The organism is Bacillus sp. J33 (genome assembly GCF_000518885.1).
In the GTDB taxonomy this organism is placed as follows: domain Bacteria; phylum Bacillota; class Bacilli; order Bacillales; family Cytobacillaceae; genus Cytobacillus.
In genome coordinates this window covers 33213-49160 of sequence record NZ_JAEL01000036.1, presented here as the reverse complement: position 1 = coordinate 49160, position 15948 = coordinate 33213, and the positions used below count along the sequence as shown (strand labels likewise).

Below are 15948 nucleotides of genomic sequence, written 5' to 3'. Positions count from 1 at the left end.
TCCTGCGGGAGAAGCGAGTCAGCGGGAGACCCCGCAGGTGCGAATGCACCGAGGAGCGTCGGACCGCCCGCGACAGCTTGAGTCCCTGGAGCGGAAATCAACAGGCCAATTTTTTAGATCATATTTCAATTTAAAATCCTGTTGTTTATGGAGGGATATGTTCATTATACGCCAGGAGAATCGGTCGAATGGGGACCCAGATGAGCGTCAAAAGCGGGGAAAATACATGCGGCAACAGTTGAAATCAACATTGGAAGTTAACATTTTTAAAAAAATCCATTCCAATTTTAACCTCGACTGTTAGATGACTCCTATTTGCCTAGAAATTAAACAATGATCTATTTATTTCTCTATAACCATCAAAAAGCCTGATCTAGAGGTATCCAAAGGAGATTTAATACATTATGCAAAAGGCTGTTGATTGAGTATTCAGTCAGTTCGATATACCGCTGTTATATTCCTGTTATATCCGTAACCTGATTATTAACTCTTTGTTCTTTTATTGAAAAAAAACCATGTTATTATTAATCTCGTTAGCTCAAGACAAGCTATACAGGAGGTTTTAACTACATGAAAAAATCGATTTTATCTTTTGTAGCCGCTGCTGCTATCACAGGGACAGCAGGTGCAAATGTTCAAGCAGAAGAAGTAACAGTTAAAAAGGGAGATACCTTATGGGGCTTTTCCCAGCAATATAATACTCCAGTTGAAATGATTAAAGAATGGAATGGCCTATCTTCTCATATCATCCATCCTGAAGATATACTTAATATCTATCCAGAAAAGAAATACATAGTATCAAAAGGTGATACTTTATGGGATATTGCAAGAGAGCATAATGTAACAGTAGATGCGATCAAGGAATGGAACAAATTAAAGTCTGATTTGATTTTCCCAGATCAGGAATTCACATTATATCCAAACGCTGTCTCTATTACACCAGCTGAAGCAGCTTTACCTGCAGTTTCAAATGATAAGCCAGCTGAGAATGAGGCTCAGCCAGTTGAAGAAACAACGCCTGCTGAGCAACCCAAACCGGCTGCTGAAACAACAGCATCTCAATCGGATTATGCGCCAGCTGCAGAAACTGCTAAACCCGAAACAGAACCTGCACCAGCTGTGGAAACTGCAAAACCTGAAACAGAATCTGCACCGGCTGTGGAAACTGCAAAACCTGAAGAGTCTAAACCGGCTGCTGAAGCAGCAACTGAAGAAACCTCACAGAAAGTTTTTACAATGGAAGCAACTGCATATACGGCTAATTGTGAAGGCTGTTCAGGGATTACAGCTACAGGCATTAATCTGAAGGAAAATCCAAATCAAAAAGTGATCTCTGTTGATCCCAGCGTTATTCCACTAGGAACAAAAGTTCATGTGGAAGGTTATGGAGAAGCGATTGCAGGAGATACTGGCGGTGCCATCAAAGGCAATAAGATTGACATCTTTATACCTTCTAAAGAAGATGCCGTCAACTTTGGCAGACAAACAGTGAAAGTAACAATTCTTGACTAATAGAACATAAGAAAGGAAGGCTCTCTGCTTGGGCCTTCCTTTCTTATTACTCAATAATATTCTGTTTCTTTTTCTTTATCTTCTTCGCTGACAAAAAACCTGTGTACAGGCTTGGCAAGCTGTTTAAAGCTGTTTTCAAACTTTTCCGAAAGATGGGAGGCCCGTTCATAAAGAATAGATTTAAGATTATCTAATTGCCTTGTTATTTTTTCAGTTATTGCTTCCTGCTGGTCCAATCGCTCCATTACAGTATTATGGAACACCTCTTGGACATCCAGCTTTTTCGATATTTCTTCCTTGATTTCCTCTTGGGTTTTAAAATTCGCTGCAGCTTCTTCAGAAAAGGCCTCAAATTTATCAAACTTCCTGGAAAGCGCTTGAGTGGAAGCATCCTGGAATGAAACCTGTTCTAGGATTTTTTGATGGACAGGTCCTTCTTTTTCAATCGTTTCGAGAATCACCTTATTCATTTCTTCTAAGGCTGCCAATCTCTCAAGCAGCATTTCATTTTCCTTATCACGATGATTTATGACATCAAGAAAACGCGCAATAAAAGCATCCTGTTTTTCCAGTTTGGAGACGAGGTTCTCAAATTGATGGTTTTGCATGCCAGCAGCTTTTTTTACAAGCTTATTCATATCCTTAAAGGAATCTTCCAGCTGGCTTCGCATATCTCCATATGATTCTGCCAAATGGCTATTAATTGCTTGCTGTTCCTTAAAGACTTCTTGGAGATAATTAAGCCTGTAAGTCTCCTGATTGGAAACTTTATGTGAATCACCTAGAAAAAGTTTAAGGTTACCTTTTGGATTTGCGGATAAGGACATAGGAACACTCCTCTAATTTCAGTGTTTTTTTATATGCTATGCCTATTTAAAACTTAGCGGATGGGCTATCTCCCAGACTTCCGCAATTTATCAGGTTAAATGTACCAATTAGGCATATAAACTGATCATAAGGAAACGTTAAAGGAGAGGAGGGAGTAATGATGAAAAAAGATACTATAAACGAACCTACAATTGCACCTGGAATGGACGATGAAGAAGAACTGAACCAAAGAGCCTCAGAAGATGAAATAAAAAAAGGAGAATACACTCCTGTGACAAGATTATCACTTGATGAGGTAGATCCAAGCTGACCCCTTTTATTTAAGGGGTCTATAATTTTTCACTGAAAAATGTACTAAAAGGAGATTGCGGCCTCGGATAACAGCTAAGCTCAATACTATTATGAAAAGGCTGAGCTGTTAAAACCCGGTTCTGAAGACATGGCAGAAGCAAGCCGTTAAAAGAGGATATAACGAAGCACAATGACGAAAATCTTTGAAAAAGTGAATCTTCCTGTGCAGACTTCAATAGCGATTGCCAATAATTATAAATTAACAGCTGATTCATTAGAGATCAGCTGCTAATAACTAAAACTGTTGAACTACTCCAGGACACATTTGCTGCCCAGTTTTTACATAATTACGGGATATCATGGCCCATCGAACTTTGCAAAATTTCGAACCATTGGCCTCTGTTAAGTTCATGTTTCAATGCATGAACAGCACGTTGGATTCGATCCATTTTTCCTGATCCAACAATCGGCATAATTCTCGCTGGATGATTTAATAGCCAGGCGTAAAGAACCTCATCGATTTCATTCGCACCGATTTCAGCAGCAATTTTGGAAAGTGTTTTTTTCAAGCGCTCGGATTTTCCATCAACTCCTCTGAAAACTTTCCCTCCGGCCATAGGCGACCAGGCCATAGGAGCAATTCTTTTTTCCTGGCAAAAATTTAACGTTCCGTCATCAAAATTTTCAAGGTTATACGCAGAAAGCTCAATTTGATTTGTAACCAAAGGAATATCCAAATAAGATTGCAGCATTGTAAATTGATGGCTTTTAAAATTTGATACGCCAAAATGCTTTACCTTTCCAGATGCCTTCAATTCAGTAAAAGCTTCAGCAACTTCCTCTGGATCCATAAATGGATCCGGGCGGTGAATAAGCAAGACATCTATGTATTCCGTCTTCAGGTTTTTTAGCGATCTCTCTGCAGAAGAGATAATATGTTTTTTGCTTGTGTTGTAGTGATGTGATTTATTTTCCGGTCTATTAGGCGACTCAAGCACAATACCGCACTTTGTGACAATCTCCATTTTGTCACGAAGTTCCGGCTTGATCTGAAGCGCCTTTCCAAAAAGAGATTCACAAGTATAGCTGCCATAAATATCGGCATGATCAAAAGTAGTGATACCTAGCTCCAGACAATGTTCGATTAATCTAACAACCTCTGCTTCCGAATAATCCCACTCAGCCAATCTCCATAACCCATGAATGATCCTTGAAAACGACAAATCATCTGCCATTTTTACTCTTTCCAAACTGTTCAGCTCCTTGATTTCTTATTGCATTGATATTATCCCTAATAATGCTTGTAAATCCAAATGATTCGGCTTTTACCCATGTAAACTTGTTATACATTGCCTTTTTCAATTCATCGTCCTAACTGGCAATAATATACCATTATATTTTCCATGTCAGACGGTAAATGTATGAATAAGATGGGAGGTTACAGAATGGATAGATTAATGATAAAAATCTTTAATATTCTATTGCTGATCCTGGCTGGTTCTGTTTTAACGAGGAACGGCTATATTAGAAATCAAATAAACTACTGGGCAAGAAGAGCATATTATAACTTCTTAAGGTTAGCTACATAAAAAAGGAGATGACTATATCGGTCATCTCCTTTTTTAAACACATATTTTTTGAAGCGGCTTCAGCATTTGTTCATGCAATATCATAATTTTTGACGTATAAGAGCGATGTTCCTCATAAGAAAATTGCAGCTCATAAGAGAAATCGACCAGTTCCTTTATTTTAGACGTAAGTTCCTCATCAAAAAATCCAGAACGGTTTAGAAGGATGTTTTCATATTTTTCTGCGAGCTTTCTTGTTTTTTTAACCAGTTTCCAGGCGTCTTTCATCCTAACCGCATCCTTCAGTTCAACAAAGAATTCAAGTAAATCGCTCTTTAATATCTTTTTAAGATCATGATTGATAATTTCAATGGCCGGAAGTTCGCTCTCTTTAAAAATGAATTGCTGCAGCATAATTAAATCTGTTTTAAAAATTTGCTCTTCAAATGCCTGATATATTCTAAATGTATTATAAGCATCATACATAGGGTGGTGAGGCTCTCCTATGAATTCCAAACCATAAAATGCAAGAGCTTTTTCTACAGATGGAGCTGTCCGTGCAGCCCTTTTTGTAAAAATTGCTTGAAAATCAACATATCTTTTTGCGAATTTTTCAATGGTGGCCTCTGGCAGGTGGTGCCTGGCTGCGTCAGCTTTTAAGCGCAAGAGATCGCTCGGGGACCACGATAGGAAACGAGTTTTTTTGATACCGCCAACCCAATATAGAAATTCCTTGAATACTTCAGGAAAGTCATCTGCTTTTGTTAGGTCCGAATCCTTTATTCCAGTCAATTCTCTACAAAACGCACTAAGAGGGGATTGGTCCTGAGGACGGATGTACCGGTCAAACCCAGTGACTTTCCCTGTTTCAAGTTCATATTTAACTGCCCCAAGGCGGATTGCTTCCATATCTTCAAAAAGCATTCCTCCTTTGCTGCAAAGCATTTCAAAATCAAAGAAAACCAGCTGTTTTAACTCTGCCATTCATCCATCACCCCTTTTTCTTAATCCAACAAGCTATTATATAGGAAAATTAGATTAAGATAAAGAAGCATATTTATCCAGATATCTGGAATTTGGATTATACCTATGCAGTTGTGTCTTTTATGAAAACAAACAACTTTTTTACCAGCTTAATGCCATATCAGTTTACGATTCCTTATTAAACGTTTACACTTAAAGAGTACATACATTGCAACCGCTTTATATCCTAAAGCATTGTGCAGCTGAATGGTCTTATTATTAAAATGAAAGGATGAATCAATAATGGGGATTTCTTTATCAAAAGGACAGAAAATTGATTTAACAAAAACCAATCCTGGATTGTCAAAAGTTATTGTCGGACTAGGCTGGGATACAAATAAATATGATGGCGGCCTTGATTTTGACCTTGATGCATCTGTGTTTTTACTTGATGCAAACGGCAAATGCGATTCAGACAAAGACTTTATTTTCTATAACCAGCTCGAAGGCGGCAACGGCTCAGTTGTACACACAGGCGATAACCGTACTGGCGAAGGGGACGGAGACGATGAGCAAGTAAAAGTAAACCTGACTGCTGTTCCTGCGAATGTTGAAAAAATATCTTTTGTCATTACGATTCATGATGCTGAAAGCCGCGGCCAAAACTTTGGCCAAGTTTCAAACGCATTCGCACGAATCGTAAATGAAGAGACAAATGAAGAAATCATCCGCTATGACCTTGGGGAAGACTTCTCCATTGAGACGGCTATCGTTGTGGGAGAATTATACCGCCATAATGGCGAATGGAAATTCTCTGCTGTCGGTTCAGGATACCAGGGCGGATTGGCCAGAATTGCAACTGACTTTGGTTTGCAGGTAGGTTAAATTTTCATGGCCAGGAAGAGCAGATGCTTTTTCTGGTTTTTTAAATAATGGCGTTTTTAAAAGGAGGGGCAAAATTGGGAATTCAATTATCTAAGGGACAACGAATTGACCTGACAAAATCCAATCCTGGATTGACAAAAGCAATTATCGGATTAGGCTGGGATACAAATAAATATAGCGGCGGACATGACTTTGATTTGGACGCTTCCGCCTTTCTTGCTAATGAAAACAGCAAATGCGTCAATGACCATGATTTCATTTTTTACAATAACCTGCAGCATCCAAGCGGTGCTGTCGTACATACTGGTGACAACCGCACTGGTGAAGGAGATGGTGATGATGAGCAGCTTATTGTGGATTTCACCAAGATCCCTGCACATGTTCATCGAATTGGAATAACTGTAACCATCCATGATGCTGAACTAAGACAGCAGAATTTCGGACAGGTTTCCAATGCTTTTGTAAGGCTTGTGGATGAGTCGAACAATCAGGAGTTATTGCGTTTTGATTTAGGTGAAGATTTCTCCATCGAAACAGCAGTTGTTTTCTGCGAATTATACCGCCACGGCAATGACTGGAAGTTTAATGCAATCGGAAGCGGTTTTTCAGGCGGTCTTGCTGCCCTTTGCCGAAACTATGGTTTGCAGGTTTAGTGAACCCATTTAGGAACCCATTTAGGCACCCAATTAGGTTGGGTGTTTTTTTGATGAAAAAGCCCAGGGGCATAAATCTGCCTTTTACCTCCCTTGAAATAACAAATTGACCGGCAAGCTGCAATAATCATCTTGGGTGCCATTAAAATACCCAATGGATTGGTCACCGGCACTCATTTCTCCTTTAATCCCTTGAAACGGGAAATTGGCTTCCCAATGAAAGTATTTCTGGTTAATACTCCCATACTTAAATAGATGTGAAAGGGAACAATAGGCTTGAATAACCTTGAGAGGAAGGGATGCAGCATGTCACTTGAATGGTTTGACAGAGTAAGCGGTGAGTTACAGGATCATTTGGAATCAATTTGCAGTAAATATGATCAGATTGGCCATATGTCCATTGACCGGGGTGCAAAGCATCCCAGAATGGAGTTTTTTATTGAAACAGAGGATAATGACAGGGAGTATTTTTGTACTCTTTTCTTTGATCCCCATAATGAAGAGTTCTATGTAGAGGACTTTGATTTTGAGCTTGGCCATACATCCAAAACCATGCTATTTGACATCGAGGACATCATTGATACCGTTCATGAAAGCCTCCATGATTATATGAATGGCGATGATGATGAATATTATGAGTTTGAAACCGAAGAAGAGGACGAGGCAATGTATGCCTCTGAAGATGAAGACTATGATGTAGCAGATGAGTATGAATATGCTGAAGACGAAGATGGAGATATTTTTGAAGAAGTAGATGTTGAATGGGAAACACCTGAGGTAACTGCCTTTTTCAAAGAGGATGAAGTCGAAGTTTCCTACCAGTTTGGGGTTGTTCAAGAAACTGGTGACGGTGTGCTTCGTCGGGTTAACCGCATTTGGACTGAAGATGAAGATATGATTAAAGACGAAGACCATTTTATCTTCAGCAAAGAGGAAGCAAGTACAATCATTGCCATGATAGCAAGCCACATGGATTCCTTGAGCGGGCATGAGGCTGATTACCATTAAGAAATGAATAAATGAAAACTGTTTTGACGTAACGTCGCCATACTTTTAAAAGAAGTGGTATCATATGTCATTTTTGATACCACTTCTTTTATGTTTTCTTTAACCAATATTCTCGTAACTCATATTACGCCACCAAGTTTAATAAAGAATACAGCAATACCCACAATCCAGATAGCGTGAAACCCAAACCCTCAACAAACTCCTGCACTGCGATTAAGATGCTTTCTATATTTAGTACTATTCACGCTTGCCTCCCCCATAAACTAATTAGAGGATAGGAGGGAAGAGGTGAATTATGGGAATTCATGTCGTTCAAGCTGGAGATAGCCTATGGGCAATCTCACAAAAATATAATGTTTCCATCCAACGGATTATTTCGGCTAACGGATTGGAAAATAAAGGCAGAATTATTCCTGGATTAGCTCTTTTCATTCCTGAAGGGGGGCCTGTAATTAGAACTTATATCGTTAAACCAGGTGATACTCTTTGGAGAATATCTCAGCGCTACCAAACTACTGTAAAGGCAATTCTTTCAGCTAACCCGGACATAAGGCCGGAATGGCTTTATGCAGGACAGAAGCTTGCGATTCCTACACTAAATAAACTTAGCATGGTAACTTTGGGATTCGTTGTCCCGTATTCACCCGAAGCTTTTATCCCTATTTTTCGGCAGACTGCAAGAAACCTGACATACATTGGGATATCATCCTATTCCTTGACAAAGGAAGGCTATGCCTATATAGAGCTGGAGGATACCGCGATAATTGCAGAAAGCAAACTTCTTAATGTTATTCCGCTCTTGATGATCCGCAATCTTGAGGGAGGGGAATTCAGCGCTGAATTAATTGGGGGAGTGCTTGAGAATCCAGTTTATAGGAGGAATTTAATTGTAAGTTTGATGAATTTTGTTAATCAGAAAGGGTATGGTGGCGTCAGCCTGGATTTTGAGTTCATTCCTCCGCCTAGGCGCCAGGATTTTAACTTATTTTTACAGGAACTTAAAAGTGCCTTAGGATCAAAAATTCTTCATGTCAATGTGCATGCCAAAACAGAAGATATTCCAACAAATCGAATAATTGGGGCATATGATTATAAAACAATAGGGGAAATTGCCGATATCGTAGCAGTTATGACAATGGATTACGGGTATCCGACTGGTCCGCCGAATCCAGTGGCACCTTTATGGTGGGTAGAAGAAGTGATTAAATATTCCATCAGACAAATCCGGCCGGAAAAACTTCAGATTGCTTTGCCGTTATACGGCTATGATTGGAGGACTGCAGATCATATAACTCGTGCACACTCCATGCAAGTCATACAAAATATAGCACTAAATACAGGAGCAATTATCCAATATGATACAAATGCATCCTCTCCATGGTTTACATACTGGAGAGGGGCAGAAGAGCATCTTGTATGGTTTGAAGATATCCGCAGTATAATAGAAAAATACAAGTTAATTGATCAGTATAACCTTTTGGGGATGACTTACTGGCAATTAAGCTTACGTTTTCCGCAGAACTGGGCTTTTATGGAAGAAAATTTTTCGATTGTTTAGATCAGCTTTAAATATTCTCCATCATTTCTTCTTCAAAATAAAACATTTTTGGATATTCTTTAATTGTATAAGTGTACTTTTTCATTTTCGCCACATAGCATGATTTGTTGATGGTTACCTTTTCTCCAGTATCAATTATGATAACAATATCATTAGGCTCGAACTTATTTCTCCGCTTCATATTGATCACCGCTTTCATTATCTTTTAAAGTATTATTAACACATTATCTCATATTTCAAGGGAATTAACCTCTGTTTCCATAAAAACAGTTTTTGTGCCAGCATCCTACTTGTATAAATGAGGTGGGAGGGGGGACATCTTCCATCTTTTCTTTTGCATTCTGGCATGTAAATGATATATTAGTCTAATTGAATACCTATGGAACAGGAAGATTAAAATGACTTCAACACTCACTTATATAAGAGATTGGCAAAAAGCGATTTTGGCTGAAATCCTTCACTTAAAAAAATATGGAAGCTCCCGTTACATCCTGTTACATGGACGGCTAATTTCAAAGTCTGAAACCTATACATACTTCTTTGAATCCCCTGCACAAATCAAGGTTCCAACTGGCTCTGCTGTAAAAGTTGAATGGGGAACAAAGAAGGCAGAGGGCCGTATTCTTTCAGCAGAAGGGAATAATGTTATCCTGGCGTTGAATGAGGATTTAGGAACCGAATTATCGGAAGCTTATTTGCAGCATGATCCTTGGGAGCTCTTAGATCAGCTTTACCAGCGGTTAGGTGAAATAAAGGAAAGCAAAAGAAAAAGAGCCAGGATAAAAAAACTGATGGAGCCCTCCATGGCAGCGAAGCACCCAATTGATAAAATAAAAAATGGAACCCATGAGCTGATCTTGCGCTCAAAATATAATCCAGTCACTTATGTTTGGGGGCCTCCCGGTACAGGCAAGACCTACACACTTGCAAGGGTTGCCGCCAATAAATACTTTAAGGGGCAAAGCGTTTTAATCCTTGCCCATAGTAATCAAGCTATTGATGTACTGATGGCTGAAACAGCATCCTTTGCATCCGGCAAACGAAAAATGACAGATGGCGATCTGCTTCGGTACGGTTCACAGATTGGGCCTGCATTATTAAACCACCAATCTTTGACATCGGACTATCTATTGGAAAAACAACACTCAAACCTTTCGGAACAAAAAGCAGCACTAATTGAGGAACGCCGTTTGCTAAAACAGGATTTATCCCGTTCATTCAGTAAACGGGACTCTGACCAGCTAATTGAGATCGAGAAAAAATTATCAGGAACTCTTGAAAAAATCAGGCAAAAAGAAATAGAGTTTGTTAAAAATGCTTCTGTTATTGGAACCACACTGGCAAAAGCAGCGGGTGACCCAGCAATCTATGAAAAGAATTTTGATCTGGTTATTATTGATGAAGCAAGTATGGCTTATGTCCCGCAGGCAGCTTTTGCGGCTTCGCTAGGCAAAAGAGTGATCATCTGCGGGGATTTCAAACAGCTTCCGCCTATTGCTTCATCACGGCATAAAATGGCTGACAAATGGCTTAGAGAGGATATATTTCATCATTCAGGAGTGTCTGGTGCTGTAAATGAAGGATATTTGCATCCGCATCTTTTTCTATTAAAAGAACAGCGCAGAATGCACCCTGATATATCAGCTTTTTCCAATAAATATATATACCATTCCTTAGTAGGTGATCATTCAGATGTATTTGCGGCCAGATCATCGATTGCATCTTATGCTCCCTTTCCAGGCAGAGCCTCAACCCTATTAAATACAGCTGGCTCAGGAGAATATGGCATAAAAGATGGGAACACGAATTCAAGAATCAATCTATGGAATCTGCTGCTCGCTTTTCAGCTGATACATGAATCGTTTTTAGCAGGGTCAAGGTCAATTGGCTATGTAACTCCCTACCGGTCGCAGGCTGTATTAATGGAGCAGCTTCTTGCTGAATTGTATGAAAAAGAACGTTCAGTTGCCGATATTATTGCTGCTACTGTCCATCGATTTCAAGGCAGTGAAAGGGAAGTAATGATCTTTGATACGGCTGATGCCTTTCCGCACGAAAGAGCTGGAATGCTATTGATTGGAAAAGACAGCGAAAGGCTTTTAAATGTAGCTATTACAAGGACCAAAGGAAAGTTCATTCATATTTGTGATCTAGACTTTATCGGTAAGCATGTGTACAAAAACAAAACATGGCGGCAGCTCGCTGACCATCAGCTTAAAAATGGACAGGCCGTTCATCCCGATCAAATTGGAAGGTGGGTCAAACATCAGCACCCACATCTCCAATGGATGCATGCACGGAAATTGGAAAAAGCCTTAGAAGATCTTTCAATTGCCAAAAAAGAGGTTATTATTTCATTGCCGCAGTCAGAAAAGCTAAGTAAAGAATGGATAAATGCACTGTCAAAGAGGCCTGGTCAAGCAAAGCTGACCTTGCTTGCAAATAAATCCCTGCCATTTATTAACCCGGATGAAGTTGTGCCTGACAGTTTCTCATTTCCATTCATTTTAATTGATAATCAAATACTGTGGCTTGGCATACCTGCAGAAGCACATAAAAATGCTAAGCCGCCGTTCGTAGCGGCAAGAGTCAACTCATCTGTTATAGGCACTTATCTTAGCTCCCAAATTAGACAGAGAAAATAAAAAAGACGCCAAAAAGGCGTCTTTTTCTACGTATTGCGGCGACACGACTGCACTCCACATTGTGCATTTCCATTTAAGGCTGTCTGCCGTCTTATGCAATTAGCTCATCGCTTTCCTAATATAACACTAATGTATAAGGGAAGCAAGGTTTTATTTTTTCGCAGACTGATTCCATTGCATTCCCTCCCGAAATATTTCAAAATATAATTCAAAGTAGAAAGATACTATTTCAAATCCTTGTATTTCCGTGGGCCAAATGGTATCCTATTTGAGCTCGCCACAGACTGACCTGCTTCCTGAGATGGATGAAGCCTTCGCGCATTTGGGAGAAAAGCTTGCACTGCTGCCTTATTTGGAAGACCAGCTTGAGCTGATAGAAGCAAAAATCAAACCGCTGAATACTGAAATTCGACAGAATCGCGATAAGGGATGAACACATTGTTCGTCCCTTTCTATATAAAGGAAACCATACTATTGAAACTTTTTATAGAGTTTGTTCGTTTAATATATAATAAGAGGAATAACGATTATAGAAACATAACTTGAAATGAAGAAGGAGTCATCATGGATAAATTTCAAAGTTTCAAGGAAGCTTTTGTGAGGTTTTGGAGAAAGAAACACCTAACGCAAATTCTGCTTCTTTTATTGCTGACCATAATACTTTTAACCATCCTATTTTTTGCATTCCTTGCTGCAACAGCAAATGTTGAGACATTAAAGGAGGGGTTAAAGCAATCCACCGTTATTTATGATAAAGATGGCGATGCAGCTGCCAGACTTGCTTCTAACAGGGCTGAGGGTGCAAATATAGAAGAATTGCCGGATTATGTAGCCAATGCAGTTGTTGCCATCGAAGACGAGCGTTTTTATAAACATAACGGTTTTGATATAAAGGGAATTGCACGCGCATTTTTCAGTAATTTATTTGCTGGAAGAATTACCGGGGGAGGCAGCACCATTACCCAGCAGCTTGCCAAAAATGCCTTGCTTTCACCTGAGCAAACGTATAAACGGAAAGCTGAAGAATTATTCCTTGCAGTAGAAATTGAAAAAAATTATAAAAAAGATGAAATCCTGCAAATGTATTTAAATCAGGTATATTTCGGAAGCGGCGCTTGGGGAATAGACCAAGCAGCCAATAAGTACTTTAGCAAAACGCCAAATGAACTAACGATTAGTGAAAGCGCACTGCTTGCAGGGCTTCTCCAATCTCCATCTGCACTTGATCCCTATAATCATTACGAAAGGGCAATGAAACGAAGGAACGTTGTCCTGGCCAAAATGAAAGAGCACAAGATGATTACAGATCAGGAGTACGAGAATGCAGTAAATGAACAAATACAGCTGAAAGAAGGTACGAGAAGCAAACAGGAAAGGAAGTATCCATACTATGTAGATGCCGTACTTGATGAAGCAATAAGTAAATATGGATTAACACAAGAAGAGATTTTTACAAGAGGCTATAAAATTTATACAGAAATGGACCAAAACCTGCAATCAAGCCTGGAAAATGTATATGAAAAGGATTCTATTTTCCCACCAGGCATGAATGGGGAAATCGTTCAAAGCGGCGCAGTTCTTCTTGACCCGGCTACAGGCGGAGTCAGAGGTCTCGTCGGCGGAAGAGGTGAACATGTCTTCAGAGGGTTTAATCGAGCCACACATATAAAAGCCCAGCCTGGATCGACATTAAAGCCTTTGGCCGTTTACACACCAGCATTGGAAGAGGGGTATTCGCCAACGTCCATGCTAAAGGATGAACCTGTGACATACGGAGATTACACACCAGCAAATGCATCTGGTCAATATGCAGGTGAAGTGTCCATGTATAAAGCTGTAGAGGATTCCATCAATGTTCCAGCCGTATGGCTCCTAAATGAAATAGGCCTCGATAAAGGTCTCGATGCCCTTGAACGGTTCGGAATCCCGCTTGAGAAAGAGGATGAATATTTAGGGATTGCACTTGGAGGCATGAGGAAAGGAGTGTCACCGCTGAAGCTGGCAGAGGCTTATGCTGCTTTTCCAAATGGAGGGAAACGTCATGATGCCCACTTAATTACGAAAATAGTTGGGCCAACTGGAAGCATCATAGCTGAACGGGACAAAAGAACCGTCAAGGTAACAACTAAAACTGTATCTAACCAAATGACTTCGATGCTTCTAAATGTAGTGGAATCCGGCACTGGAAGTGCAACAAAAATAGAAGGCCTCCCGATAGCCGGAAAAACAGGGTCCACTCAGCTTCCCTACAAAGACATTAACGGGACGAAGGATCAATGGTTTGTAGGCTATACACCGAACCTGGTAGGGGCAGTTTGGCTTGGCTACGACCGGACTGACAGGGAACATTATCTGTCAAAAAGCAGTTCCGAAACTGCCGTACCTGTCTTTAGAGCAATAATGGAAGTAAGCCAGCCATACATTCAAGATGAAGAATTTGCGACTAAATCTGTAAATGAAAAGCTGGCCAAGAAAGAACTGACAGAAGAAATTGGGCAGAGTATTAAGGAACAAGCTGACAAAATTGAAGGAAGGCTAAGAGAAGATCTTCCGATTTGGAAGGAGAAATTGAAAGATGGCAAGCAGGAGCTTGAAGAGTTCGGTAGATTTCTAAAAGAAAAGTGGGACCAGTACCGTAATTAGGAATAGGAGGAGAATGGCTAATCCGGCCATTCTCCTTTTTACTGGGGAACTTTATACTGGAATAATTCAGCAAAACAGTGTAATCTAAATACTTATAGCACCCGCTAACTAATCGACAGCATTCGCTAGCAATAAGCTAGCAGTTAGATATTTTTCGCCAGGAGGATTTCAAATGAGTGGAGAAACCCGTATACAGCTTAATGTCCGCATATCTAAAGACACTTCAAATAAGCTTGATGAAATTGTTGAATACTATCAGGAAAACACGAAATTAGGCAGAATTTATAAAGGCGATGTTTTAACCGATATCATAGAAAAATCATATGAAGTAATGAACAAGCAGAAAAGGCTGAATAAAAAGTTCTAGCAGCATTTTAATTATGGCGGAATGGAGGGAATTACGTGAGAGATGTAAAATTAACGGATATATATCAGCACAGGATTGCCCAAAAATATATTACTCGTTCTGGCATCGCTCATGCAATTGCAGTTGCCTATCATGCATTCCGATTAGCCAAAGAACAAGGGGAAAATGTGGATTCCGCGGCAAAAGCGGGATTTATGCATGACATTGGCCATTATACCTGGTATAAAAATGGAAAATGGGATTATGATTTGTACAGGCAAAATGATATACATGCTATTAAAGGGGCAGAACGGGCACATAAACTTTTAATTCGGCTTGGCGAAAACCCAGTAAAGGCAAAAGAGATTGCCTTAGCCATCCTCTTCCATACAGATTCTTTTCTGCCAGGGGGGGAGGTTGTTAGGACGCCATTGCAAACCATTGTTAAATTAGCAGATGAAAAGGATGAAGAACCCGGAGGAGCACATCATTACCGTGACCTTGATTTTGATAAGGCAATGAAAAGTCTTAAAATCCTTGATGACTGGATTGATGATTACATGAAGAAAAAAGGAGAATAATACCGCTTTCTGTCATGTTATGCGCTTCCCCAGGAAATCAGATGTTTATTTTTCTTATTGGGAAAGAAGGGAAGTGCATAGCTGAAGCCGAACTATTTTATATAGTTAAAATTTCGAACCTATTTTTGTAGGATGGTGATGAGAAAGTGCGTGCAAGAAGCCGAAAGCAGCAAACATTTAATGTGGAAGATTTTAAATTTGGGCTAACAACTGTTTTCCTGCATCTATCATTTTATACTCTAGTCATTTTTATACTTATACTATTTATAGAGCTATTAAGTTAATAGTACCATAATTCCATTGAATACTTTCGGCTTTGTTACATTCGCCTGTTGATTTCCGCTGAAAGCGCCCAGCCCCCAATAAGCTTTAACACAGCCTGCTTTTAATAAAGGCAGCAAATTAAGGGGCTTCCTTCTTTCATATCATTGCTTTCTCCATGGCTTATGCATTGTAATTATAATGTA

The 15948-nt window shown here is 39.7% G+C and carries 16 protein-coding genes and 1 pseudogene; 12 read left to right on the top strand and 5 right to left on the bottom strand.

Annotated elements, in window-relative coordinates:
* The first annotated feature begins 570 nt into the window (after positions 1–570).
* On the top strand, positions 571–1512 hold the full coding sequence (locus tag L634_RS0112815) for a LysM peptidoglycan-binding domain-containing protein (RefSeq protein ID WP_026582794.1): 942 nt from the start codon (positions 571–573) through the stop codon (positions 1510–1512).
* Positions 1513–1562: 50 nt separating this feature from the next.
* On the opposite strand, the gene L634_RS0112810 is transcribed toward L634_RS0112815, so the two are convergent.
* Entirely contained in the window at positions 1563–2339 is a 777-nt protein-coding gene (locus L634_RS0112810) for a hypothetical protein (RefSeq protein WP_026582793.1), read from the bottom strand.
* Between the two features lie 158 nt (positions 2340–2497).
* Here L634_RS0112810 and L634_RS33850 point away from each other — a divergent pair, with 158 nt between their 5' ends.
* Positions 2498–2650, top strand: coding sequence for a hypothetical protein (locus L634_RS33850; RefSeq protein WP_198029764.1), 153 nt, complete (start codon positions 2498–2500; stop codon positions 2648–2650).
* 328 nt (positions 2651–2978) lie between these two features.
* Here the strand turns inward: L634_RS33850 and L634_RS0112795 are convergent, their stop codons facing one another.
* Positions 2979–3881 carry an aldo/keto reductase gene (locus L634_RS0112795; RefSeq protein WP_026582792.1) on the bottom strand — a complete coding sequence of 301 codons (903 nt, stop codon included), beginning with the start codon at positions 3879–3881 and terminating at the stop codon, positions 2979–2981.
* A gap of 195 nt (positions 3882–4076) precedes the next feature.
* Between L634_RS0112795 and L634_RS33395 the strand changes: the two genes are divergently transcribed.
* The gene (locus L634_RS33395; RefSeq protein WP_157452394.1) at positions 4077–4220 is read left to right on the top strand and encodes a hypothetical protein; all 144 of its coding nucleotides are present in this window, start codon (positions 4077–4079) and stop codon (positions 4218–4220) included.
* A 33-nt stretch (positions 4221–4253) separates the two neighbouring features.
* Here L634_RS33395 and L634_RS0112780 read toward each other — a convergent pair whose 3' ends face one another.
* The gene (locus L634_RS0112780; RefSeq protein WP_026582791.1) at positions 4254–5183 is read right to left on the bottom strand and encodes a 3'-5' exonuclease; all 930 of its coding nucleotides are present in this window, start codon (positions 5181–5183) and stop codon (positions 4254–4256) included.
* A 282-nt stretch (positions 5184–5465) separates the two neighbouring features.
* On the opposite strand from L634_RS0112780, the gene L634_RS0112775 reads away from it, so the two are divergent.
* The 4 genes from L634_RS0112775 (at position 5466) to L634_RS0112755 (ending at position 9266) form a co-directional block, all read left to right on the top strand.
* Complete coding sequence (locus tag L634_RS0112775; RefSeq protein WP_026582790.1) at positions 5466–6047, top strand: TerD family protein; 582 nt, start codon at positions 5466–5468, stop codon at positions 6045–6047.
* A 74-nt stretch (positions 6048–6121) separates the two neighbouring features.
* Positions 6122–6700 carry a TerD family protein gene (locus L634_RS0112770; protein ID WP_026582789.1) on the top strand — a complete coding sequence of 193 codons (579 nt, stop codon included), beginning with the start codon at positions 6122–6124 and terminating at the stop codon, positions 6698–6700.
* Positions 6701–7006: 306 nt separating this feature from the next.
* The gene (locus L634_RS0112760) at positions 7007–7708 is read left to right on the top strand and encodes a hypothetical protein (protein WP_026582788.1); all 702 of its coding nucleotides are present in this window, start codon (positions 7007–7009) and stop codon (positions 7706–7708) included.
* 295 nt (positions 7709–8003) lie between these two features.
* Positions 8004–9266, top strand: a complete 1263-nt coding sequence (locus L634_RS0112755; protein WP_026582787.1) for a LysM peptidoglycan-binding domain-containing protein — start codon at positions 8004–8006, stop codon at positions 9264–9266.
* A 7-nt stretch (positions 9267–9273) separates the two neighbouring features.
* On the opposite strand, the gene L634_RS33845 is transcribed toward L634_RS0112755, so the two are convergent.
* Positions 9274–9447 carry a hypothetical protein gene (locus L634_RS33845; protein WP_198029762.1) on the bottom strand — a complete coding sequence of 58 codons (174 nt, stop codon included), beginning with the start codon at positions 9445–9447 and terminating at the stop codon, positions 9274–9276.
* Positions 9448–9664: 217 nt separating this feature from the next.
* Between L634_RS33845 and L634_RS0112745 the strand changes: the two genes are divergently transcribed.
* The 5 genes and pseudogenes from L634_RS0112745 (at position 9665) to L634_RS0112725 (ending at position 15481) form a co-directional block, all read left to right on the top strand.
* Positions 9665–11911, top strand: coding sequence for an AAA domain-containing protein (locus L634_RS0112745; RefSeq protein ID WP_026582786.1), 2247 nt, complete (start codon positions 9665–9667; stop codon positions 11909–11911).
* Between the two features lie 213 nt (positions 11912–12124).
* Positions 12125–12344, top strand: a pseudogene (locus tag L634_RS32680) (ring-cleaving dioxygenase); the annotation flags it as partial.
* Between the two features lie 131 nt (positions 12345–12475).
* A complete protein-coding gene (locus L634_RS0112735; protein WP_026582785.1) occupies positions 12476–14554 on the top strand; it encodes a transglycosylase domain-containing protein in 2079 nt (692 codons plus the stop codon).
* Between the two features lie 172 nt (positions 14555–14726).
* Positions 14727–14921: a hypothetical protein gene (locus L634_RS0112730; protein ID WP_026582784.1), complete on the top strand. Its 195-nt coding sequence runs from the start codon at positions 14727–14729 to the stop codon at positions 14919–14921.
* 35 nt (positions 14922–14956) lie between these two features.
* Positions 14957–15481: an HD domain-containing protein gene (locus L634_RS0112725; RefSeq protein ID WP_026582783.1), complete on the top strand. Its 525-nt coding sequence runs from the start codon at positions 14957–14959 to the stop codon at positions 15479–15481.
* Positions 15482–15756: 275 nt separating this feature from the next.
* Here the strand turns inward: L634_RS0112725 and L634_RS34655 are convergent, their stop codons facing one another.
* Complete coding sequence (locus L634_RS34655) at positions 15757–15882, bottom strand: hypothetical protein (protein WP_269521545.1); 126 nt, start codon at positions 15880–15882, stop codon at positions 15757–15759.
* Positions 15883–15948: the final 66 nt, after the last annotated feature.